15 protein-coding genes are annotated in these 23468 nt (G+C 72.3%); 4 read left to right on the plus strand and 11 right to left on the minus strand.

The features are described 5' to 3' along the window. The first annotated feature begins 69 nt into the window (after positions 1–69). Positions 70–2085, plus strand: coding sequence for a fructose-specific PTS transporter subunit EIIC (locus ACIRVF_RS04410; protein WP_402813514.1), 2016 nt, complete (start codon positions 70–72; stop codon positions 2083–2085). A gap of 119 nt (positions 2086–2204) precedes the next feature. Here ACIRVF_RS04410 and ACIRVF_RS04415 read toward each other — a convergent pair whose 3' ends face one another. Further along, on the minus strand, positions 2205–4616 hold the full coding sequence (locus tag ACIRVF_RS04415) for a SpoIIE family protein phosphatase (RefSeq protein ID WP_402813517.1): 2412 nt from the start codon (positions 4614–4616) through the stop codon (positions 2205–2207). A gap of 110 nt (positions 4617–4726) precedes the next feature. Next, a complete protein-coding gene (locus tag ACIRVF_RS04420; RefSeq protein ID WP_402813520.1) occupies positions 4727–5647 on the minus strand; it encodes an NADP-dependent oxidoreductase in 921 nt (306 codons plus the stop codon). Positions 5648–5971: 324 nt separating this feature from the next. Between ACIRVF_RS04420 and ACIRVF_RS04425 the strand changes: the two genes are divergently transcribed. Further along, positions 5972–7369 (plus strand): jacalin-like lectin, encoded by a 1398-nt coding sequence (locus ACIRVF_RS04425; RefSeq protein ID WP_402813523.1) that lies wholly within the window; start codon positions 5972–5974, stop codon positions 7367–7369. Positions 7370–7482: 113 nt separating this feature from the next. Here ACIRVF_RS04425 and ACIRVF_RS04430 read toward each other — a convergent pair whose 3' ends face one another. The 7 genes from ACIRVF_RS04430 to ACIRVF_RS04460 form a co-directional block, all read right to left on the minus strand. Beyond that, positions 7483–8901: a non-reducing end alpha-L-arabinofuranosidase family hydrolase gene (locus ACIRVF_RS04430; protein WP_402813525.1), complete on the minus strand. Its 1419-nt coding sequence runs from the start codon at positions 8899–8901 to the stop codon at positions 7483–7485. Between the two features lie 94 nt (positions 8902–8995). Continuing rightward, on the minus strand, positions 8996–10150 hold the full coding sequence (locus ACIRVF_RS04435) for a glycoside hydrolase family 11 protein (protein ID WP_402813528.1): 1155 nt from the start codon (positions 10148–10150) through the stop codon (positions 8996–8998). Between the two features lie 441 nt (positions 10151–10591). Next, positions 10592–11596, minus strand: coding sequence for a LacI family DNA-binding transcriptional regulator (locus ACIRVF_RS04440; protein ID WP_402813530.1), 1005 nt, complete (start codon positions 11594–11596; stop codon positions 10592–10594). A gap of 120 nt (positions 11597–11716) precedes the next feature. Then, a complete protein-coding gene (locus ACIRVF_RS04445) occupies positions 11717–13180 on the minus strand; it encodes a glycoside hydrolase family 1 protein (protein WP_402813533.1) in 1464 nt (487 codons plus the stop codon). A gap of 41 nt (positions 13181–13221) precedes the next feature. Then, positions 13222–14082, minus strand: coding sequence for a carbohydrate ABC transporter permease (locus ACIRVF_RS04450; protein WP_402813536.1), 861 nt, complete (start codon positions 14080–14082; stop codon positions 13222–13224). A 5-nt stretch (positions 14083–14087) separates the two neighbouring features. Further along, entirely contained in the window at positions 14088–15071 is a 984-nt protein-coding gene (locus tag ACIRVF_RS04455) for a carbohydrate ABC transporter permease (RefSeq protein ID WP_402813539.1), read from the minus strand. Between the two features lie 84 nt (positions 15072–15155). Then, the gene (locus tag ACIRVF_RS04460; protein ID WP_402813542.1) at positions 15156–16508 is read right to left on the minus strand and encodes an extracellular solute-binding protein; all 1353 of its coding nucleotides are present in this window, start codon (positions 16506–16508) and stop codon (positions 15156–15158) included. 272 nt (positions 16509–16780) lie between these two features. On the opposite strand from ACIRVF_RS04460, the gene ACIRVF_RS04465 reads away from it, so the two are divergent. Further along, on the plus strand, positions 16781–17815 hold the full coding sequence (locus ACIRVF_RS04465) for a LacI family DNA-binding transcriptional regulator (protein WP_402813545.1): 1035 nt from the start codon (positions 16781–16783) through the stop codon (positions 17813–17815). A 20-nt stretch (positions 17816–17835) separates the two neighbouring features. On the opposite strand, the gene ACIRVF_RS04470 is transcribed toward ACIRVF_RS04465, so the two are convergent. Both ACIRVF_RS04470 and ACIRVF_RS04475 read right to left on the minus strand, forming a co-directional pair. Next, on the minus strand, positions 17836–19362 hold the full coding sequence (locus ACIRVF_RS04470; protein WP_402813547.1) for a cellulase family glycosylhydrolase: 1527 nt from the start codon (positions 19360–19362) through the stop codon (positions 17836–17838). A 73-nt stretch (positions 19363–19435) separates the two neighbouring features. Beyond that, positions 19436–21451: a glycoside hydrolase family 6 protein gene (locus tag ACIRVF_RS04475; protein WP_402813550.1), complete on the minus strand. Its 2016-nt coding sequence runs from the start codon at positions 21449–21451 to the stop codon at positions 19436–19438. A gap of 478 nt (positions 21452–21929) precedes the next feature. Here ACIRVF_RS04475 and ACIRVF_RS04480 point away from each other — a divergent pair, with 478 nt between their 5' ends. Then, a complete protein-coding gene (locus tag ACIRVF_RS04480) occupies positions 21930–23402 on the plus strand; it encodes an endo-1,4-beta-xylanase (RefSeq protein ID WP_402813553.1) in 1473 nt (490 codons plus the stop codon). Positions 23403–23468 lie beyond the last annotated feature (66 nt).

Consider the following 23468-nt stretch of genomic DNA (forward strand, 5'->3'; position numbering starts at 1 on the left):
TGGGACGGAACGGCGACCATTCCCGGGGGCAAGGGAAGACTGTCAGGCACCAGTTGAAGGACCGACACGATGAGCGACACCAGCGGACTGACCACACCCGCACTCGTTGATCTCCACCTCGCCCCGACGGACAAGGGCGAAGCCCTCCGCTCCCTCGCCCAGCGGCTGGTCGCCGAGGGCCGGGTGACCGACCTCGACGGCTTCCTCGCCGACGTGGCCGCCCGGGAGGCCCAGGCCCCGACCGGGATGGGGGACGGGATCGGCATCCCGCACTGCAGATCGGCACACGTCACCCGGCCGAGCCTGGCCTTCGGCCGCAGCACCAGGGGCGTGGACTTCGACGCCCCGGACGGACGGCCGGCCGACCTGATCTTCATGATCGCCGCACCGGCCGGCGCGGACGACACCCACCTGCAGATCCTCGCCGCGCTGGCCCGCCGACTGATGGACCCGGCCTTCACCGGCGCGCTCCGCGACGCCGGGAGCCCGGGCGCGGTCGCGGCCCTGATCAACGGCGAGGACGCGCCGGCCACCGCTCCGGAAGCAGCCGCTGCTCCGGAGGCGGTCCCGGCCCCGGCCCCCGAGCCGGCCGCTCCGCACGGTGGATTGCGGCTGGTCGCCGTGACCTCCTGCCCGACCGGCATCGCCCACACCTACATGGCCGCCAAGGCCCTCGAACTGGCCGCCGCCCGGGCTGGTGCGCGGATCGAGGTCGAGACCCAGGGGTCGGCCGGGACGACGGTGCTCGCGCCCGAGGTGATCGCGGCCGCCGACGCGGTGATCCTGGCCCATGACGTCGAGGTACGAGACCGTGCCCGCTTCGCCGGCAAGCCGACCGTGGACGTGGGGGTGAAGGCCGCCGTCAACCGCCCCGACGACCTGATCGCCCAGGCCGCCGGACTGGTCACCGAGTACGGCGGGGGCACGCGTCCCGCCGCCGCGCCGGTCCCCGCTCCGCGCGCACCGGCGGGCGAGCACTGGGCCCAGCGGCTGCGCAAGTACCTGATGACCGGCGTCAGTTACATGATCCCCTTCGTCGCGGCCGGCGGTCTGCTGATCGCCCTCGCCTTCGCCGTCGGCGGCTACCAGATCGCCTCCGCGCCGTCCGTGCTGGGCCACTTCGACTGGACCTCCTCGCACAGCTGGGCGGCGATGCTGTTCCAGACCGGCAAGGCCTCCTTCGGCTTCCTCGTCCCGATCCTCTCCGGGTACATCGCCTGGGCGATCGCGGACCGGGCGGCACTGGCCGCGGGCATCGCCGGCGGCGCCATCTCGGTGGCGGTCGGCGCCGGCTTCCTCGGCGGCATCGTGTCAGGTCTGGCCGCGGGCTTCCTGGTGCTGTGGATGATCCGCTGGAACGTGCCGCGCGCGGTCAGGGGCATCATGCCGGTCGTGGTGATCCCGCTCGTCTCGGTGGCGGTGGTCGGCTTCCTGATGTTCGTGGTGGTCGGCTCGCCCATCGCCTCGGCGATGAACGGCCTGACCGACTGGCTGAACGGCCTCTCCGGCTCCAACGCGATCCTGCTCGGCGCGCTGCTCGGCGCGATGATGGCCTTCGACATGGGCGGTCCGCTCAACAAGGTCGCCTACACCTTCGCGGCCGGTGCGCTCACCACGGCGGGCACCACGCCGGACGCCGGCAGCCTCAAGGTGATGGCCGCCGTGATGGCCGCGGGCATGACCCCGCCGCTGGGCATGGCCCTGGCCACCGTGGTCCGGCGCACCCTGTTCACCGCCGAGGAGCGGGAGAACGGCAAGGCGGCCTGGGTGCTCGGAGCCTCGTTCATCACCGAGGGCGCGATCCCGTTCGCGGCGGCGGACCCGCTGCGGGTCATCCCGGCGAGCATCGTCGGCAGCATGACGGCCGGCGGACTGGTGATGGCCTTCGGCTCCACCCTGCGGGCCCCGCACGGCGGGATCTGGGTGCTCCCGCTGATCGGCAGCCCGTTCCTGTACCTGCTCGCGGTCGTGGCGGGCACGGTGCTCACCGCGGCGGTGGTCGTCCTGCTCAAGGGGATGCGGAAGGGCGCCGCCGCGGAGCTCCCGGAATCCCCGGCTGCCGAACAGGGGCTGGCCCGGGTCTGATCCGACGGCCCGTGCGGCGAGCCCTGACCGAGCCGGTCCGCCGGCGCGGTCAGGGCTCGCCCGGTGCGGGGCCCGGGCAGGGGCTCCGGTTGCCGGTGTCCCGTACACCGCCGGTCCGGTCACGCCGGACCGAGGCTCTGGGCGCACCAGATCGTCTTGCCGTTGATGGTGTGGCGGGTGCCCCAGCCCTGGGTGAGCTGGGCGACCAGCATCAGGCCGCGTCCGCCCTCGTCGAAGGTGCGGGCCCGGCGCAGGTGCGGGGCGGTGTCGCTGCCGTCGGAGACCTCGCAGATCAGTGAGGCGTCGCGGATCAGCCGCAGCCTGATGGGAGGTTGACCGTACTTGATCGCGTTGGTGACCAGCTCGCTGACGACCAGTTCGGTGACGAACGCCGGCTCCTCCAGGCCCCAGGCGGCCAGTTGGTCGGCGGCCAGCTGCCTGGCGTGAGCCACCTGTGCGGGGTCGGGCTCGATGCCCCAGTCGGCGACGTGGTCGGGGTCCAGCGCCCGGGTGCGGGCGAGGAGGAGGGCCGCGTCGTCGGTGCGGTGCTCCGGCAGCATGGCCCTCATCGCCGTGTCGCAGAGCGACTCCAGCGAAGTGCCCGGCTCGCTCAGGATCCGGAGCAGGGCCGCGGTCCCCCGTTCGGCGTCGCCCTCGCGGCTCCGCACCAGCCCGTCGGTGTAGAGGGCGAGCAGGCTGCCTTCGGGCAGATCGAACTCCGTCGCCTCGAACGGCAGGCCGCCGATGCCCAGCGGGGGCCCCAGCTGCGCTTCGAGCGGGACGCCGGTGCCGTCCGGCGCGATGACCAGCGGCAGCGGATGGCCCGCGCTCGCCAGCGCGCAGCGGCGGGCCACCGGGTCGTACACCGCGTACAGGCAGGTGGCGCCGGTCTCGCCGGTCGGTTCGAAACGGCCGTCGGGCCCGGAGTCGTCCGGGAGGTGGAGGACCAGGTCGTCCAGGTGGGTGAGCAGTTCGTCCGGCGGCAGGTCCACGTCGGCCAGGGTGCGCACCGCCGTGCGGAGCCGGCCCATGCTGGCGGAGGCGTGCACGCCGTGCCCGACGACGTCACCCACGACCAGGGCGACCCGGGCGCCCGACAGCGGGATGACGTCGAACCAGTCGCCGCCCACGCCGACGCCGGCCCCCGCGGGCAGGTATCCGGACGCCACCTCGACCGCCCGGTGGCTCGGCAGCCGCTGCGGCAGCAGACTGCGTTGCAGGGTCAGCGCGGTCGTGTGCTCGCGGGTGTACCTGCGGGCGTTGTCGATGGCGATGGCGGCCTTGGCGGTCAGTTCCTCGGCGAGGATCAGGTCGTCGGCGGTGAAGGCCTCGGGCCGGTCCTTCCGGGCGAAGGCGACGACGCCCAGCACGGTGCCGCGCGCCAGCAGTGGCACGGTGATCCGGCCGGTCAGTCCCTGGGCGGCGATGGTCCGGTCGATCACCGGGAGGCCCGGCGGCCAGTGGGCGGGGTCGGCGGACAGGCCCAGACCGAAGGCCCACTCGCCGTCCTGGTCGGCTTCGGCGGCGAGCTGGACCATGGACGTGCCGGCGGCCATGCAACGGGCGGCCACGGAACCCGGGGCGTACCCGACCGGCGTCACCGGCCCGGAGGACCCGTCGGGGTCCTCCTGCGCGCTGTGCCGGGCGGCGCGGCTGAGCATGACGGTGCCACCGGCGGTGACCGCGTCGGCGGGCGGTTCCTCCCCGCGCAGGACCTCGTCGAAGAGGTCGACGGTGACGAGGTCGACGAAGCCCGGCACCGGGGTGGTCGCCAGTTCCCGGGCGGTGCTGATCACGTCGAGGGTCCGGCCGATGCCGCTGCTGGCCTCGTTGAGCAGGAGCAGGCGCTGGCGGGCCCAGTACTCCGCGCTCATGTCGAATCCCCAGTTGGCGACCGCGCGTACCCTGCCGCCGGTGTCCCGGACGGGCCACATGCTGGTGGCCCAGGCATTGGCGTAGGCGCTGCCGAGCGGCCGGAAGACCGTGATGAGGCGCGCTGGTTCGCCCGTCCTGGCCACCTCGGAGAGCCGGTTGGTGTACGCGGCGTCGTTCAGTTCGGGAAACAGCTCACGGTACTTGTCACCGAGCACCTGGGCCTCCGAGTGCGCCATCACCCGGCACGCGGCGGCGTTCACCCAGAGGAAGCGCAGCTCGGGGTCGTACACCCCGAGGGCGAAGGGGCACTGCTCGAAGGCCCGGTCGGCGATCACCGGACGGCGGTCCCAGCGCTGGACGGTCAGCACCTGGCCCAGCGGCCGTCCGTCGCCGCCGTTCAGGGGGTGGGCCGTCACCGCGGCGTCCACGGTGGACCCGTCCCGGTGGCGCAGCGTGAGCGACGTGCTGCCGGGGCCGGCGTCCCCGGGGTACCCGGGCCGGGGGTCGACCACGAAGTCCGTCACGGGGCGCCCGACGGTCTCCTCCGCGCTCCAGCCCAGCAGCAGCCGGCCGCCCTCGCTCCAGCCGCTCACCACGCCGTCCGGACCGACCACGACAGCGGCGGTGGGTGCGTCCTGCTCGCCAGTCGTCTCCACGCGCGCCTCCGTCCGGGCAGCGGTGCAAGCCGGAACGGGTTCCGGCGGCCTCGCTCCACCCTAGGGCCGGCTCCCGTCACGCGCGCTCCCAGTGGGGAGGGCACGGTCGGTCACGGCTCGACGACCAGCTTGCCGCGGGTGTGACCGGTGCGGCTGGCGTCGAACGCCTCGGCCGTCCGCTCCAGCGGGAAGGTCCGGGCGACCTCCACGGTCAGCGCGCCGCGGTCCACGACCGCCGCCAGTTCGGCCAGCTCGGCGCCGTCCGGGCGGACCCAGATCCAGTGGCCGCCGTGCTGGGACACCTCGGGATCGGCGACCGAGACGTGCCGTCCGCCCTCGGCGAGTACGGCCAGGGTCGTCTCCAGTTGGCCGCCGACGAAGTCCGCGACGGTCGACACGCCGCCGGGTGCCAGTGCGCGCACCCGCTCGGTCAGGCCGTCGCCGTAGGTCACCGGCTCGGCTCCGAGGCCGCGGACGAACGCGTGGTTGCGCTCGGAGGCGGTGCCGATCACCCTGGCCCCGCGGTCGCGGCCGAGCTGCACCGCGAGGCTGCCCACGCCGCCGGCGGCGCCGTGCACCAGGAGGACGTCGGAGGGACCGACGTCGAGCCGGTCCAGGCTGCGCGACGCGGTGAGGCCGGCCAGCGGCAGTCCGGCCGCCTGGGCCCAGTCCAGCCCGGACGGCTTGCGCGCCACCGCGGGCGCGGCGACCGCGACGTACTCGGCGAAGGTGCCGGCCTGCACCACGTCCTTGCGGGCGTAGGCCATCACCTCGTCCCCCGGGGCGAACTCGGGCGTGTCCGGCCCGGTGCGGGTGACGACGCCGGCCACGTCCCAGCCGGGGATGACGGGGAAGACCGCGTCCATCATGCCGTCCAGGCCACCCGCCATGACCTTCCAGTCGACCGGGTTGACGGCGGCGGCCCGGACCTGGATCAGCACCTGCCCGGGGCCGACCTTGGGGTCGGGCACCTCGCCGTACTTCAGCCGGGAGTTGTCCCGGGCGTACGAGTCGTAGGTCACGGCGCGCATGAACTGACCTCCAGGGAAGCGGTGTTGCGGCCTCACGAACCGCCACGGGGGCGGGTGCCATCGCCCACGCTATGCCGGGGTCCTGCGCCCGGCATCCCCGAAGCGCCGGACGGGGCCGCGCGCACCGGGTCCCTCCCAGGACGCCTCCCGGTTCGGACAAAATCTGTTAGCGCTCACATGATCTTTGGCCGAAACCTTGGCGGGGTGTCATGAAATAGCGGGTCAGAACGCTCGTGAGCGGTCATCGACGGCGTTGACGCTCACAAAGTCCGCTCATACGCTCCGGCACCGGATTCCCGTGGCCGTACTCCGAACGGAGCGCTGATGTCCAAGCCCCGCCCTCGTCCCCCCTTCCTCCGCTCAGCCCTCGTGGGCGCGCTCGGCGCGGCCACCGCGCTGGGCGGCCTGCTCGGCGCGCCCGCCGCTGCCGGTGCGCCCGCCGCTGCCGGCGCGCCCGTCGCGCAAGTCGCCGCCGCGGGCGGATCGTTCTCCGCGCTCACGTACAACGTGGCCGGCCTTCCGCAGGTGCTGTCCAGCGCCTCCACCGACCGGCAGAGCAGCACCACCGCCATCGGCGGCCGGCTCGCGCCGTACGACGTCGTGAACGTCCAGGAGGACTTCAACTACCACGCCGCGCTGTACGCCGCCGACTCCCACCCGTACCGGACCGCCACCAGCGGCGGGGCGGGCATCGGCAGCGGCCTCAACACCCTGTCCGACCTCAGCTACGACACCGACGACTTCCAGCGGGTCAGGTGGAACGACTGCCAGCTGGACTCCGGGGACTGCCTCACGCCCAAGGGTTTCACCTTCATGCGGACCCGGCTGGCCGAAGGCGTGTACGTGGACCTCTACAACCTCCACGCGAACGCGGGCACCGAGCCCGGTGACGAGGCCGCCCGCGCCGCGAACCTGGCCCAGCTCACCGGCTTCATCAGGACCCACTCGGCCGGGAACGCCGTCGTCGTCATGGGCGACACCAACACGCGCTACACCCGCGCCGACGACACCATCGCCGCCTTCGCCGCCGACAACCGGCTGACCGACGCGTGGGTGCAACTGGAGCGCGGCGGAGTGGCGCCGACCCGCGGCGCGGACCCGCTGCTGTGCGACCAGAGCGCGCCCACCGACACCTGCGAGATCGTCGACAAGGTCCTGTACCGCAGCAGCGCCCTGGTCTCGCTCACCGCCACCTCGTACGCGAACAAGCACGCCGACTTCCTCGACGGCTCGGGCAGGATGCTCTCCGACCACGACCCGGTCGCGGTGGGCTTCTCCTGGAGCCGGAACCCGGCCTACCTGGCGAGTGACCAGTTCGGCGGCCCGCACGGCGACTTCTACGACGACATCGACCGCGTCCCGGCCGGTGCGCGGGCCACCACGGTCGGTCTGCGGGCCGGCACCCGGGTCGACCAGGTCGGCCTGACCCTCGCCGACGGCACCGCCCTCACCCATGGCGGCTCCGGCGGCACCGCCTCCTCGCTCACCCTGGCCAGCGACGAGTACGTGAACTCGGCAACCCTCTGCCAGGGCTCGTACAACGGACACACCCGCATCTTCTACGCCTCGTTCGGCACCAGTCTGGGCCGCACCCTGTCCGGTGGCACCACCACCGGCGACTGCGTGACCCGCACCGCGCCGGACGGCTGGCAGTTCGCCGGGTTCCACGGACGCGCCGGCGACGAGGTCGACAAGCTCGGCTTCCTGTTCACCCGTCGCTGAAACGCGCCGGTGTGCCGTCCCGGCACCGGGGAGGCACACCGGGGTCCGCGGCGGACGGAACCCCGGCCGCTGCGGCGGCCGGGGTTCCTCGTGCGTCGTGGTGACGGGTGGGGTCAGCGTTGCAGGGTGAGGAGGCCCGGGCGCCAGGGGAGTTGGTCGTAGGGGCCGGTGGCGGTGGGGGACTTGCCCTGGTAGAGGAGCTGGAGGTTGCAGGGGTCGATGGTCATGGTCTGGTCGGGGTTGTTGCGGACGAGGTCGCCGTGGCTGATGTCGTCGGTCCAGGTGGCGCCGCTGTTGGCCTTGCCGGCGAAGGGGTTGTTCTCGCTCGCGGCCTGCGGGGTCCACTGGCCGTTGAGGCTGGTGGCGGTGAAGGAGCGGAAGTAGCGCTGCTCGTTCGCGCCGCGGGCCTCGACGATCATGAGGTACTGGTTCCGGTCCTTGACCTTGTAGACCTGCGGCGCCTCGAAGAGGTTCTTCACCGAGTCGCTCATGACCGTGGTGTAGGAGGAGCCGAAGTTGCCGGGGAAGTTGCCGATGGGCATGCTCGCCCGGTAGATGCTGCCGTTGTCACCGGCGAAGAACAGGTACATGTTCTGGTCGTCACCGATCAGCGTCTGGTCGATCGGGGCCGCGCCGGGGATGCCGCCGGTGAACAGCGGCTGCGGCGCGGACCAGCCGTTGGGGTTGGTCGGGTCGCTGGACGTGCGGTAGACGAACGGCCACTGGCCCCACTGGTAGGCCAGCACCCAGATGTTCTTCGGCGCGAAGTAGAACAGCGTCGGCGCCACCGCGGCCTGGCCCATCCCGGTCTGGGGGGCCGAGGCCATGTCGGACCAGTTGGTGAAGGGGGCGAAGGCCATCGAGCCGTACGAGGAGCCGTTCACGTTCGACGCGTAGACCAGGTGCTTGCCGTTGTAGACCACGTCGGTGAAGTCCTTCAGCGCGCGCCAGCCGTTCGCCGGCTGGGCCAGCGCGCCGGTCGAGGACCACCGGTACGTCGACGGAAGCGCGCACGAGCCGCCCGGCGGGGCGGAGGAGGACAGGCCGGTCCAGCTCTGGTTGCTGCCGCCGTGGCACGGCCAGAGGTCCACCGCCGTGCCGTTGGCCGTACCGGCGCCCGCGACGTCCAGGCAGAGCCCGGACTCCACGCCGACCACCGTGCCGTCGGCGTTCACCCGCCACTGCTGGTTCGCGGCTCCGGTGCACGCCCAGATCTGCACCCGGGTGCCGGCGGTGGTGGCGTGGCCGGGAACGTCCAGGCACTTGTCGCCGTACACGGTGAGCTGGTTGTCGGATGTCAGCGTCCACTGCTGGTTGGTCCCGTTCCAGCAGTCGTAGATCTGGAGGGGAGCGCCGTCCGTCCGGCTGGCGTTCGCCACGTCGAGGCACCGGCCGGAACCGGTGCCGCGGAGGGCGCCGCTGGTGGTGGCCTGCGCCGGGCCGGCGACCAGTACGGCCGCCAACGCCGCCACGGCCGCGACCACGGCGACGAGCATCCTGGGTCGCCGGCGATCGGACCTTCGTTCACGCATGGGGAGACTCCTTCACGGCCGGGTGGGGCCGACAGTCGGATGTGTGAGCGTTAACAAAACCGCGCGCGGGGCGACGTCTGCCCCGGGGACCAGCTCAACCGAGGTTCCAGTGCTGGTTGGCGCCGCCGTTGGAATCCCAGACCTGGACGGGCGTGCCGTTGCCGGTCTGACCGCCGGGGAGCTCCAGCGCCCGGCCGGAGGCGACGTTGGTCAGGGTGTAGGAGCCGTCGTCGTTCCGGTCGGCCCGCCAGTGCTGGTTGGCGGCGCCGCTGGCGTCCCAGACCTGAAGCCTCGTCCCGTTGCCGGTCCGGCCGCTCGGCTCGTCCAGGACCCGGCCGCTGGCGACGTTGGTGAGCGTGTAGGAGCCGTCGTCGTTCCGGTCGGCCCGCCACTGCTGGTTGGCGGCGCTGCCGTTGGAGTCCCACACCTGGAGCGGAGTGCCGTTGCCGTTCTGTCCCGCGGGCTCGTCGAGCACGCGACCGGCGGCAGCGTCCGTGAGCGTGTGGACGGTGCCGGAGGCGATGCCCCCGCCCGGCGTGCCGCCGCTGCCCCCACCGGGGGAGCTGCCCACCGTGAGGTCGGAGCTGCCGCTGCTCCGGTAGCCCTCGGTGGCCAGGATCTCGTAGTTCAGATTGCCGAGGTTCATGCCGTGCCCGGCCCACGCGTCGAAGTGGTTCCCGAGGGTGATGGTCCCGCCGGTCCGCCTGTCCCGGCGGACGCTCCAGTACTGGTTGAAGGTCCTGATCCCCTCGATCGAGGGGGCGTTGTAGCGGGTCGTCTCGTAGATGTCGTAGGTGCCGCCGTCACTGGTGACGGTGCCCTTGTACGTGCCGGTTGGCTTGTAGGAGCCGTAGTTGTCGACGACGTAGTACTCGACGAGCGGATCGGTGCTCCAGCCGTAGAGCGAGAGGTAGGCGTTGCCGTTGGTGCTCCAGGTGCCCGAGTACGTCACCGGACTGCGGGATCCGGTGCTCCAGCCCTTGCCGGCGACGAAGTTGCCGGCGTTGGTCCAGGACGTGCCGTAGTGACCGCCGCCGTTCAGCGACATCGAGACCGAGCCGGTGCCCTCGGTCCAGAACGAGTAGAAGTATCCGCCGTCGGTGCCGGTCCGGTTCGTGGTCACGGTGTCGGCCTCGGCGGTGCCGGGCAGCAGCAGGACGACCGCAAGGGCCGGTGCGAGAACGGGTACCTTGCCGACGGACCGCCGGAGGCGGCCGACCTTGCGGCTCTTGGGGTGGGAAGGATTCACGGGGTGATCCGTTCTGCCGATGGGTGGGGGTGGGGAGCGGCCCTGCGCCACCCGGTGAGCGCCGACGGAAGGGTGGGTCGGCCGCCCGGCATCGTACGGCGGCGCAGGGAGCCGACGTGCCGTCACCGCCGCTCCGGCGAACGGCGAGAGGTGATCGGCGGCACGCGACATGCGACCCGGAACCGGGGGCACGGCGGTGCACAGGTGTCGACGGCGACAGTGTTGGCCTGCTCCCGACAAGCTGTCAACTCTTTCGGCAGAGAGGGCGAAAGAGTCGGCCCGGGCGCGACCGCGCCTCTTCCTCCAAAGCCAATGGTCACGCCCCTGGCGACCGCACAGGTCGAGGCCGAACCCGGCCGCCCGGTGCAGAGTGGGCAGGGATTCGCGGGAACAGGAAGCTCGAAAGTTTCGGGCCGTGCGGCCGACCGCTCCGCGGTGCGCTCAGCCCGATGCCCGGACGACCAGCCGCGTGGGGAGCACCACCGATTCGCCGCGCGCCGGGTTCCCCAGCAGCAACTCCAGGGCGCGCGAGCCGAGTTCCTCCACCGGCTGGCGGACGGTGGTCAGGCCCGGCCGGCAGCGCGCCGCAAGGGGCGCGTCGTCGAAGCCGATCAGCGCGACGTCCTCCGGAACCCGCAGGCCGTGCCGCCGCAGGGTCCGGAGGGCGCCGGCGGCCATCTGGTCGGAGGCGGCGAACACCGCGTTCACCTCGGGGTACTGGTCCAGCAGCCGCTGCATCGCGTGCTCACCGGAGGCACTGCTGAAGTCGCCGTAGACCACGGCTGGCCGGACCGCGGCCACCGCGGCCATCACCTGGCGGTAGCCGGCCAGCCGGTCCGCACCGGCGGCGGTGTCCGGCGGTCCGGCGATGGTGGCCACCGAGCGGCGCCCGGACGCGCACAGTCGCCGCACCGCGTCCCTGGCGCCGGCGAGGTTGTCCGCGTCCACGAACGCCACGGTGCCCGGCTCCGGCGGCCGGCCCAGCGACACCACGGGCACCCTGGCCGCGTGCAGCAGCCTGACGAGCGCGGTGTCCCCCCAGGCGCCGACCAGCAACACGCCGTCGACGTGACCACCGCACAGATAGCGGACCAGCGGTGGCCGCCGCGAGCGTCTGGGCACCGTGAAGACGGCCAGCTCCCGCTCCGCGCCCGGCAGGGACCGTCGCAGCCCGGCCAGCAAGCGCACCGGGAAGGCATCGGCGTGGTACCGCGCCGGATCGGCGAAGACCACGACGGCCACCACGCCGGTCCCCCGGGCACTGGCCGCCCGGAGACGGACGTACGCCAGCTCGCGGGCCGCCCGTTCCACCCGGGCCGCCACGTCGGTGGACACCGGGGCGGAACGGTTCAGCACCCGGGAGGCGGTCGCGGTGGAGACACCGGCGCGCCGGGCGACCTCGGCCAGTGTCGGAGCGGGGTCGTTGCTGCGCAAGGGCTGGGGCATGGGGCCGTCCTGGATCGATCCTCGACACGGGAACCGCACCCCGAACCGGTCGTGCGCCGGTCCACCCACCGGCTGCCAGCTTGGAGGGTTGAACGGTCTGCGTCAAGGGATCCGGCACCGTCAGCCGGGCAGGTCGGGCAGCGTGTTCCGGCGGATCACCTCCGCGTACCACCGCGCGCTGTCCTTGGCGGTCCGGGCCTGGGTGGCGTAGTCCACGTAGTACAGACCGAACCGCTTGCCGTAGCCCCACGCCCACTCGAAGTTGTCCATCAGCGACCAGAGGAAGTAGCCCCGCACGTCCGCTCCGGCGGCGATCGCCCGCAGGACGGCGTCGAGGTGTCCGCGCAGGTAGTCGACCCGCTGCGGGTCGTGCACCGTGCCCTCCGGCGTCAGCCGGTCGTCGAAGGCGGCGCCGTTCTCGGTGACCATCAGCGGGAGTCCGGGGTGCTCGCGGTGGAGGCGCAGCAGCAGGTCGGTCAGGCCGGAGGGGTCGATCGGCCAGCCCATGACGGTGCGCGGGCCGGGCGCGCGGTGGAACAGCACGTCGGCACAGCCGGCGAAGGGGGACTGGGCACCGTCGCCGTGACCCGCCTCGCCCGCGGTCGCGGGGTCCGGGGCCTGCCCGTGCGGCAGGGCCGAAACGACCGTCGGAGTGTAGTAGTTGACGCCCAGCAGGTCGACCGGCCGGGCGATCGCGGCCGGGTCGCCGTCGTGGACCAGGGCCTGCCAGTCGACCAGGTTGTCCGTGTCGGCGAGCAGGTCGTCGGGGTAGGCGCCGTTCAGCATCGGTCCGGTGAAGACCCGGTTGCCCACCGCGTCGATCCGGCGGGCGGCCTCGCGGTCCGCGGCGGACGCGGTGAGCGGCCGCACCTCGTGCAGGTTGAGCGACACCGCGATCCGCGCGTCGCGGGGCAGCGCCGCGCGCAGCGCCTCGACCGCGAGTCCGTGGCCGAGGTTGAGGTGGTGGGCCGCGCGCAGGGCGGCCGTCCAGTCGGTACGGCCCGGCGCGTGCACCCCGGAGCCGTAACCGAGGAAGGCGGAGCACCAGGGTTCGTTGAGGGTGGTCCAGAGGCCGACCCGGTCGCCGAGGGCGTCGGCGACCAGCGCGGCGTAGTCCGCGAACCGCTCCGCGGTGCTGCGGGCCGGCCACCCTCCGAGGTCCTCCAGCTCCTGTGGCAGGTCCCAGTGGTAGAGCGTCACGGCGGGCTGGATGCCGTGGTCAAGCAGCTCGTCCACCAGGCGCCGGTAGAAGTCCAGGCCCCGTTCGACGGCCGGCCCGCGGCCGGTCGGCTGGACCCGGGGCCAGGAGACCGAGAACCGGTAGGCGCCCAGGCCCAGTTCGCTCATCAGCCGGACGTCCTGCCGGTAGCGGCGGTAGTGCTCGGTGGCGCGGTCACCGGTGTCGCCACCGGCCGTCCGGCCCGGGGTACGGCTGAAGGTGTCCCAGATCGAAGGGGTCCGGCCGTCGACGTCGACGGCTCCCTCGATCTGGTAGGCCGCCGTCGCGGCTCCCCAGAGGAAGCCGGCGGGGAAGGCGGAGGGAGAGGCGTCGACCGGGGCCGACCCGGTCAGTGCGGAAGTCATCGCTGGATTCTCCGTTTCTGGCGGGGTTCATCGACTGACGATCAGTTCTTGACTGCGCCGGCGGTGATGCCGCCGACGACCTGCCTGCCCAGCAGGGCGAACACCAGCAGCAGCGGTGCGGTCCCGAGCAACGCGCCGGTGAGGATGACGGCCTGGTCGGAGTCGTACGATCCGCCGCCGAGGCCGGCCAGCGCCACCTGCACGGTGGGATTGCTCTGGCTCAGTGCGATCAGGGGCCAGAAGAAGTCGTTCCAGGACTGCACGAAGACCAGCATGCCGAGTACGGCCATCCCGGGCCGGGCGATCGGCAGCACCACGCTCCACAGGATCCGCAAACTGCTCGCGCCGTCCATCCGGGCCGCCTCGACCAGTTCGATCGGCAGCGCCTCCGACAGGAACTGCCGCATGAAGAACACCCCGAACGCGGCCACCAGGTTGGGCAGGATCACCGACTGAAGCCGGTCGGTCCAGTGCAGTTGCGCCATGATCTGGTACAGCGGGATGACGCTCAGCTGGGCGGGCACCGTCATGGTCGCCACCACCAGGCTCAGCAGGGCGTTGCGGCCGCGGAAGGGCAGTTTGGCGAAGGCGAAGCCGGCCAGCGTCGCGAACAGCACGGTGCTGGCGGTCACGCAGCTCGCCACCACCACCGAGTTGAGCAGCGCCCGGCCCATGTGGACCTCGTTCCAGGCGATGTCGAGGTTGTGCCACAGGTTCCCGCCGGGCAGCAGCGGGGGCGGGGTCTGCGCGATCCGGCTGCCGGAGGTCGAGGCGCCGACCAGCGTCCAGTACAGCGGGAACAGGGAGAGGGCGGCGACGAGGATCAGCACCGCGTACGTGAACGGTCCGGCTCCGGTGAGCCCGCGGGCTCCCGCGCGCCGTCGTCCCGGATTGACGGCCATCGCTCTCAACCTCCGTTCCGGGCGCGGTGGATGCGGACCAGGGCGAGGTTGAGCGCGCCGATGGCGAGCAGGATCAGCAGCATCGTCCAGGCCACGGCGGCGGCCCGGCCGAGGTGGAAGGCGTACCAGCCCTGGTCGTACAGGTACAGCCCGAGGGTCTGGTACTGGTGGGCCGAGCCGCCGCTGTGGCCGGTCGCCCCGCCGCCGAACAGCAGTGGCTCGCCGAAGAGCTGGGTGGCCCCGATGCTGGAGACCACGACGGTGAACAGGATGGTGGGCCGGATGGACGGCACCGTGACGTGCCGGAACTGCTGCCACCGATTGGCGCCGTCGAGCGCCGCCGCCTCGTACAGGTCGTGCGGGACGGTCTGCATGGCGGCGAGGTAGATCAGGGCGTTGTAGCCCGTCCAGCGCCAGGTGACGATCGTGGAGATGGCGATCTGGGAGGTCCAGGTGCCGCCCTCCCAGTCGACGTGGCCCAGGCCGAGGCTGCCCAGCAGCCAGTTGACCATTCCGTAGTCACGCCCGAACAGCAGCGTGAACACCAGGGTCGCGGCCGCGATCGAGGTGGCGTACGGCGCGAGCATCGCGATCCGGAAGAAGCCGCGGCCGCGCAGGCGGTAGTTCAGCAGGTGCGCCAGACCGAGGGCCATCAGCAGCTGCGGCACGGTGGACAGCAGGCCGATGGTGACGGTGTTGCGCAGGGCGTTCCAGAACAGGTCGTCGTGGAGCAGCCGGGTGTAGTTGTCGAAGCCGCGCCACTGCATCTGGTCGGAGGTCTGCAGGTCGACGCTGTGCAGCGAGACCCAGCCGGTGTAGAGCAGCGGGAACAGCCCGAAGGCGAGGAAGCAGAGGAAGAACGGTGCGACGTACAGGTACGGCGAGGCCTTGAGGTCCCACCGGTAGAGCCGGGTGCGCCAGGGGCGCGGCGGCGGGGGAGCGGGGCGGGGCCTGCCGAGGGAGGTGGCCGGGACGGCCTCGTCGAGCATGGGTGAGGACCTCTCTGGTGGGTGGCGCCGTCCCGGCCCGGCGGGCGGCGGGGCCGGGGCGGGCGGACGGCGGGAGACCGGGTGTCAGTCGCTGACCTTGTCGTCGATCTCCTTGACCGCGTTGCTCCACGCCTTGGCGGGGTCGCTCTGGTGCTGCTCGATGCTGAGCAGGGCGCCGTTGGTCAGGGTGTCCTTGACCAGGCCGTCCCACTCGCCGATCACGGTCGGCTGGATGGACTGGGCGGTGGCGGCGTAGATCCGGCCGGTGGGCGTGTCGCCGAAGAAGTCGAGTGTGGCGTTCTGCACCTCCGGCTGACTCAGCGCCTTGGTGTTGGACGGCAGGTTGCCGACCGTGGTGAAGACCTTGGCCTGCTGCGCGGGTGCGGTGAGCCAGGCGACGAGGGCCTCGGCCTCCTTCTGGTGCTTGCCGGCCTTCGGTACGGTGAGGAACGAGCCGCCCCAGTTCCCGGCGGCCGGCGCCGTGGCGATGTCCCACTTGCCCTTGTTGGCGCTCCCGGACTTGTCGGCGACGATGGCCGTCATCCAGGACGGGCAGGCGACCGTGGCGAACTTGGAATTGGCGAACGCCTGGTACCAGGGTGTGTCGAACTGCTTGAGGCCGGCGCTGATCCCGGCCTGGACCGCGCCGGTCGCCAGGCTCCAGGCGTTCTTGACGCTGGGGCTGTTCTTGTAGTCCAGCTGGCCGCTGCTGTTGTCGTACTGGGTGGTGCTGGAGGACACCACGGCGTTGAACAGGCCGCCGGCGGAGTCGGTGAAGAAGGTGCCGCCGGGGGCCTTGGCCTGGTACTGCTTGCCGGTCTCGACGAACTTGGCCCAGTCGCCCTGCCAGAGCTTGGCCACCTCCTCGCGGTCGGTGGGCAGCCCGGCCTGCTGGAACAGGTCCTTGCGGTAGCAGATCGCCATCGGGCCGATGTCGGTGCCCAGGCCGATGGTGCGGCCGTCCGCCGTGCTGGCCTGCTGCGACTTCCACGGCAGGAAGGCGTTCTTGTCGACCCCGTCCGCCTTGCCGAGGTCGACGAACTTGTTCGCCTGCTTCTTCACCACCTGGGCGATCCGGCCGACCTCGACCGCCTGGACGTCGTCCAGGCCGCTGCCGGAGGCGAGGTGGGTCTGCAGCGCGGGATAGTAGTCGGTCTCCTGCTCGACGGTGTGCTCGACGATGGTGATGCCGGGGTGTTCCCGCATGTAGGCGTCGAACAGGCCGGCCTGCTTGTAGCCGAAGGTGCCGTAGTCGCCGACGGTCAGGGTGATCTTGGCGTCCGAGGCCGTGGCGCCGCCCGAGCCGGAGCTGCTGCACCCGGTGACCACGAGGGCGCACAGGGCGGCGGTCGCGGCGCTCAGCAGCGGCTTGGGGACCTTGCGCAGGGGGAGGCGGGCGGTGGCTCTGCCGCCGTGGGGTGTACCGGGGTTACGCATGGCCGAATCTCCTTGTCCAGGCTGGGTGCAGGGCTGTGCCACACCACGGGGGGCGGCACGGCGTGGTGCTCGGAACCGGTGGGAGTGCGAGGGTGTGCGATCGCGGGAGGAGCGCTATGGGAGCGCTCCCACATCGATGTGGGAAGATTGCTTCGCCGCGTGAGGCGTGTCAAGGGCGGGCAACGGCTCCGTTACCGGACCGTGTCGTCCGGACGCCCCCGCCGCGGTCGTCGCCGTCCACCGTCCGTCCACCGTCCGCGGGGAGAACGATCATGAGCCGAGCCGAGCAGCAGCCGCCCGCTGCCCGTCCCACCCTGGAGGCGGTGGCGGCGCGGGCCGGAGTGGGCCGGGGCACCGTCTCCAGGGTCGTCAACGGCTCGTCCAAGGTCAGCGCCAAGGCCCGCGCGGCGGTGGAACAGGCCATCGCCGAACTCGGCTACGTCCCCAACCAGGCGGCGCGGTCCCTGGTCACCTCCCGGACCGACGCGGTCGCCCTGGTCGTCCCGGAGAGCGTCGCGAAACTGAGCTCGGAGCCCTACTTCTCCGACATCATCACCGGAGTCTCCGCCGAACTCGCCGAATCCGACCTGCAGTTGCTGCTGGTGCTGGTCCGCGACGAGCACGAGCGGGAGCGGCTGACGCGCTACCTCACCGCCCGCCGGGTGGACGGCGTCCTGCTGGTCTCGGTCCACCAGGACGATCCGCTCCCGGAGCTGCTGGAGCGGCTGGAACTGCCCGCCGTGCTGGGCGGGCGCCGCTCGGAGCAGGAACCGCTGAGCTACGTCCACGCCGACAACGCGGGCGGCGCCCGCGCGGCCGTCCGGCACCTGCTGTCCCGGGGCAGGACGGCCGTCGCGACCGTCACCGGGCCGCTCGACATCGAGGGCGCCGCGGCGCGCCTGGCCGGCTACCGTCAGGCGCTCGCCGAGGCCGCGGTGCCGGCGGACGAGGGGCTCGTGGCGCACGGGGACTTCACCGAGCGCGGCGGCCGCGAGGGCATGCGGGAACTGCTCGCCCGACGGCCCGGTCTGGACGCGGTGTTCTGCGCCTCGGACCTGATGGCGGCGGGCGCGTTGCAGGCGCTGCGGGAGGCGGGCCGGCGGGTGCCGCAGGACGTCGCCGTGGTGGGTTTCGACGACTCCGTGGTGGCCCGGCACACCGAGCCGCCGCTCACCAGCGTCCGCCAGCCGATCGAGGAGATGGGGCGGTTGATGGTCCGCTCGTTGCTCCAGGAGATCGCCCAACCGGGCCGGTTCCGCCGGCAGACGGTCCTGCCGACGGAACTGGTGGTGCGGGAGTCCTCGTGACCGGGGCCGGTCCGACGGCGCTACGTGCCGGCCAGGTGGGCGCGGTAGCCGGCGCCGAAGGCCGTCGGCGTGCCGTCGTAGGAGCTGATCAGCGCCGGTCCGTTGCCGCAGTCCCAGGTGTTCCACGTCCAGGCGAGGTAGGAGACGCCGTGCTGGTCCAGCCAGGGCAGCAGGGTGTCCAGATAGCCGTGCGCACAGTCGTTCTCGCCCAACTCGCCCGCGACGACCGGCACCTGGGCGGCGAGTGGGGCGAGCTGGCCGTCCCAGCAGGAAGTGGTGCTGCAGGCGTTGAAGTTGTACGAGTGCCAGGACGCGGCCAGGTTGTGCAGCGGGTCGGCGGGCTGGTGCGCGGCCCACTGGGTGAGGTCGTTGGCGTACTCCTGGCCGCCCAGCATCAGGACGTTGTCCGCGCCGGTCGAGCGCACCGCGTCGACCATCGCCTGCATCCCGGCGACCCGGTAGCCGATTCCGGGACAGCTGCCGCCGTCGCGCCAGCAGGTCCAGCCGCTGTCCTCGCTCCCGGTGGCGCGTGACGGGTACGGCTCGTTGAACAGGTCGAAGACCACCGCGTCGTCGCCCTTGAAGGTCTGCGCCACCGAGGTCCAGAACGGGATGGCACCGGCCGCGTCCGGCATGGGCTTCTGGCAGGTGGCGTTGGCGTCCGGGCAGCCGGCGGAGGGTCCGGTGTACACCCCGTCGGTCCAGTGCAGGTCCAGGACCGCCACCAGGCCGTTCCGCTCCAGCAGGTCGACGTAGCTGCGCACCGCACCGATGTAGGCCGCACCGGCGTAGGCGGGGTCGACGTCGGAATGGCCGAGCCAGCAGTCCTCGTTGAGCGGCACCCGGACGGAGTTGATGTGCCAGGACTTCATCGTGGTGACGGAGGCCTGGTCGGCCGGGCCGTCGAAGAAGCCGTGGCCCTGGACGCACATGAACTCGGCCCCGGAGCGGTCGACCCCGTGCAGGGTGATCGGGGTGCCGTCGGCCTTCGCCAGCGTCCTGCCCGCGACGTGGACGGCCGGGGCCGGTCCGTTCGGGGGCGGCGTGGTCGGCGGGGTGCTGGTCGGCGTGCCGGTCGGCGTGGGGGAGGGGCTCGGCGACGGGCTCGACCGCGGACCGCAGGGGGTGCCGTTGAGGGTGAAGGCGGTGGGGGCGGTGTTGGTGCCGGTGTAGGAGAAGTTGGCGCTGGTGGTGTAGCCGGCGCCGGGGCTGATGGTGGGGGCGTAACCGGGGTTGGTGACGGTGACGGTGTGGCCGGCCTGGCTCCAGGTGCCGTTCCAGCCGTTCTGGAGGGTCTGGCTGCCGGTGTAGGAGTAGCCGAGGGTCCAGCCGTCGATGGGGGTGGTGCCGGTGTCGGTGATGGTGAGGTTGGCGGTGAACCCGCTGCCCCAGTCGTTGACGGAGTAACTCACGTCGCAGGAGGGGCCGGAGGCGGGGGAGGAGGCGGAGGTGGTCGCGGAGGCGGTGAGGGGGAGCACGGCCAGGGCGGTGCACGCGGCGGTGGCGGCCGCCAGCGCGGCCGTGCGGGGTGTGGCGTTACGGGGCATGCCGGGTCCTCGTGGGTGGGGGCCGGGGCCGCCGGTGCGGCCCCGGCCGGGTGAGGTCAGCTGGCGGTGCGGGTCAGCCGGCCGTGCAGGTCAGCGTCGGAGCGGTGTTGCCGCCCGAGTAGCTCGCCTGGAAGCCGAAGCCGGTGGTGCCGTTGGGCGCCAGCGCGCCGTTGTAGGTCAGGCTGGCGGCCGTCACCGCGCTGCCGCTCTGGGCAGTGGTGGCGTTCCAGCTGTTGGTGATCTGCTGGTTGCCGCCCCACGTCCAGGTGACCGTCCAGGACTTCGTCGGTGTGGTGCCCGTGTTGGTGACCGTGACGTTGGCGGTGAAGCCGCTGCCCCAGTCGTTGGCGACCGCGTAGCCGGCGGAGCAGCCGGTGCTGCCGCCACCCCCGCCCGAGGCCGTCGTGGTGGCGGTCACCGCGGCGGAGGCGGCGGAGACGTTCCCGGCGGCGTCCTGCGCCGTGACGGTGTACTGGTAGGCGGTGGCGGGGGAGAGCCCGGAGTCGGTGTAACCGGTGGTGGTCACGGTGGCGACCTTGGCCCCGTTCCGGTACACCGAGTAGCCGGTCACGCCGGCCGGGTCGGTGGAGGCCGTCCAACTGAGCGACACGCTGCTGCTGGTGGTGCCGGTGACGGTCAGTCCGCTCGGCACGCTCGGGCCGGTGTTGCCGCCGGAGCCGCTGCCGAACGCGGGGTAGGCGTTCTGCACCAGCTGCCGGAACTGGGCCGGGAACCACTGTCCGGCCGGGATGTTGCTGCCGGGGATGGCGTCCGTCGGGTAGGTGTTGCCGTTGCCGTCGCTCTGGGTGCCGTTCGGGTCGCAGTGCGGGTCGCCGTGGGGGTGGGAGGCGTCGGGGTAGTCGCCGTCCGACTCGCCCGGCGGCTTGACCCAGAGGAACGCGATGATCGGGCTGCCCGTGCCGTACGGCAGGGACTGCGGACGTTCCCCGATGCCGGCGCCGTTGACGTTGCACCAGTCGCCGCGGAAGGGCTTCCGGTCGACCCTGTTGGCCGCGACGTACGCGTCCACCGTGGTGGGGGCGGAGTTGAGCGCGGTCGGCCGGGCGGAGCCGCCCCAGCCGTTGCGCGAGGTGTCGACCAGCATGCCGATGCTGCTCGGGAACCCGTTGGACACCAGGGTGGAGTACATGGCGGTGTCGTAGTGGTACTCGTCGAACGCGGGGTTGTACTGGTAGAAGTTCGCCGACTTGAGCGGCTGGCCGCCGACCGTCAGATCGGGGTCGGTGAGGAACGGCTCGGTGAGCGGGGTGGTGTTGGCGGTGTCGCTGACGAAGCCGTCGATGCTGGCGAACCCGGCCGTGGTGGCCTGGGCGACCTTGGCGTACTCCTTGCCCGCCGGGACCATGTTGTTGGACCAGCCGAGCCAGCCCGCGTGGCCGATGTCCAGGTAGTCGTACACGTTGGGGATCGCGTGCAGCTTGTTGAGCGCGTACTCGATCCCCGACTCGTAGTACGGGGTCGCGGTGGCGCAGGGCGGCTTGGACTGGTTGGTCACGGCGTTGGGCAGCGAGTCCGGCTCGATGACGGCCGCGATCCGGAGACCGGCGTACTTCGGGTTGGCCAGCACGGCCGCGATCGGGTCGATGTACTGTGCCTCGTAGGTGGCCAACCCGGCAGCGGTGGCGGGGAGTTCACCGTTGGAGGCGATCGCGGCGCAGTCCCGGCCCGGCAGGTCGTAGATCACGACCTGGAAGACCACCGGCGTGCCGCCCTGCTGTTGCTGGCTGAGTGCGTGGTCGAGGTGGGCCTGGAGGCCGAGGTGGGTGGCGTCGCCGGCGATAGCGCCGATGCGGTCCATCCAGACCGCGGTGGGGTTGGCGGCGACCTGGGTTTCCAGAGCGCCCAGGCTGCCGCCGTCGGCCGCGGCCTGGGCCTTGACCTCCGCCGCGAAGTCGGGGTTGAGGTAGCCGGTCGCGCCGGCGAACGGGTTGGTGAGGTGAACGGCGGCCGCTGGGGCGGGCGCCGCGTGGGCGGGGGCGGCGGCACCGATGCTCGGCAGCAGGCCGGTGGCGCCGAACAGCGTGGCGGCCGCTGCCGTGCGGAGCCGACGCAGGACGGGTTGAGGCACGTCCGGGTCCTTTCCGATGGGTGGGGATTCCTGACGGGGCCGCGGGCATCGAGTGGGAACGCGCCCAAACGAGGCGTGGCGACCCCTGTCACATCAAGCCAGGGCCTGAGAAACGGCGTCAATAGGCGCGGGAGCGCTCCCAGAAGAGGCTGTAACTTACATGCCGCCACACCGGAGAAGGCACCGTGCCCGGTGCGCCGGGACCGTCGGCAACCTCCGGCGCCCGCCGGTGCTCCGGACGCCGGGCACTGATTTCCGAAACATTGCCGAAACTTTCAACCACATATTGACGGGTCTCGCACACTCCGAGTTACCTAGCCCCCGGGAGTGCCGCCCACCCGGGCGCCGTCCGCCGGACGGTCGCCGCAGCGCTCCCGTTCCCCGAACCGACGGCCCCACCGCCGTCATTCGCTCGTGCGCCATGACCCGCCGTCAGCGCGGGTGTGCACCTTCCCTGGAGCGACGCTGGAGGGCGACCATGCCTCTTCGAAGGATACTGAACGGAATTCACCATGCCTGGACCGCCGTGGTGGTCCTGGCGCTGGTGCTCGCGACCGGCGCGCTGGCCGCGACGACGCCGGCCGCGGCGGCCGGCAGCACGTTGAAGGCGGCCGCGGAGGCGAACGGCCGGTACTTCGGCACCGCCCTGTCGGACGGCGACCTGGGTGTCGGCGGGGAAACCGCCGTCGTCGGGGCGCAGTTCGACGCGCTGACCCCGACCAACGAGATGAAGTGGGAGACCACCGAGCCGTCGCCCGGCTCGTACAACTTCGGCCCGGGCGACCAGCTCGTGCAGTTCGCCCGGGCGCACGGCATGCGGGTACGCGGCCACAACCTGGTGTGGCAGAACCAGCTTCCCGGCTGGATGTCGAACCTGCCGCTGAGCCAGGCGCGTTCCGCCATGGAGGCCCACATCACCGCCGAGGCCGGCCACTACAAGGGGCAGGTCTACGCCTGGGACGTGATCAACGAGCCGTTCAACGGCGACGGCTCCCTCGTCCCGGACGTGTTCTACCGGGCGATGGGAGCGGACTACCTCGCCGACGCGCTGCGCACCGCGCACGCCGCCGACCCGGGCGCGAAGCTCTACATCAACGACTACAACATCGAGGGTGTGAACGCGAAGAGCAACGCCCTCTACAGCCTCGCCCGGTCGCTGCTCGCCCAGGGCGTGCCGCTGGGCGGCATCGGGCTGGAGAGCCACTTCGTCGTCGGCCAGGTCCCCGCGGATCTGCAGGCCAACATCCAGCGGTTCGCCGACCTGGGCCTGGACGTGGCCGTCACCGAACTGGACGACCGGATCCAGTTGCCCGCCTCCGCAGGCGCCCTCCAGCAGCAGGCCGCCGACTACGCCGCCGTGGTGCGGGCCTGCCTGGCCGTGTCCCGCTGCGTGGGCGTGAGCCAGTGGGGCGTGGACGACGCGCACTCCTGGATCCCCGGCACCTTCCCCGGGTACGGCGCCGCCACCATGTACGACGACAACGACCGGCCCAAGCCGGCCTTCGCGGCGACGCTCTCCGCCCTCGGCGGTTCGAGCGCCGGCGGCGGTGGCGGCACCACGGGCGAGCTGCGCGCGGTCGGTGCCGGCAAGTGCCTCGACGTGCCGAACGGTTCGACCACGGCCGGCACCCAGGTGCAGGTGTACAGCTGCTGGGGCGGCACCAACCAGATCTGGACGCACACCTCCGCCGACCAGCTGAGCGTCTACGGCGGCGCCGGCCGGATGTGTCTGGACGCCTCCGGGCAGGGCACGGCGCCCGGCACCAAGGTGGTCGTCTGGCCGTGCAACGACCAGGCCAACCAGCAGTGGCACCTGAACGCCGACGGCACCGTCACGGGAGTCCAGTCCGGTCTGTGCCTGGACGTCTCCAGTGGCTCCACCGCAGACGGCGCCCCGGCGCAGCTGTGGACCTGCAGCGGCCGGAGCAACCAGCAGTGGAGCCTCGGCTGACCGAGCGGTGCGGTGCGGTGCGGCCGGACGGCGCCGGGTTCCCCGGCCGTCCGGCCACACCGCTTT

The organism is Kitasatospora sp. NPDC101157 (assembly GCF_044768255.1).
GTDB lineage: Bacteria > Actinomycetota > Actinomycetes > Streptomycetales > Streptomycetaceae > Kitasatospora.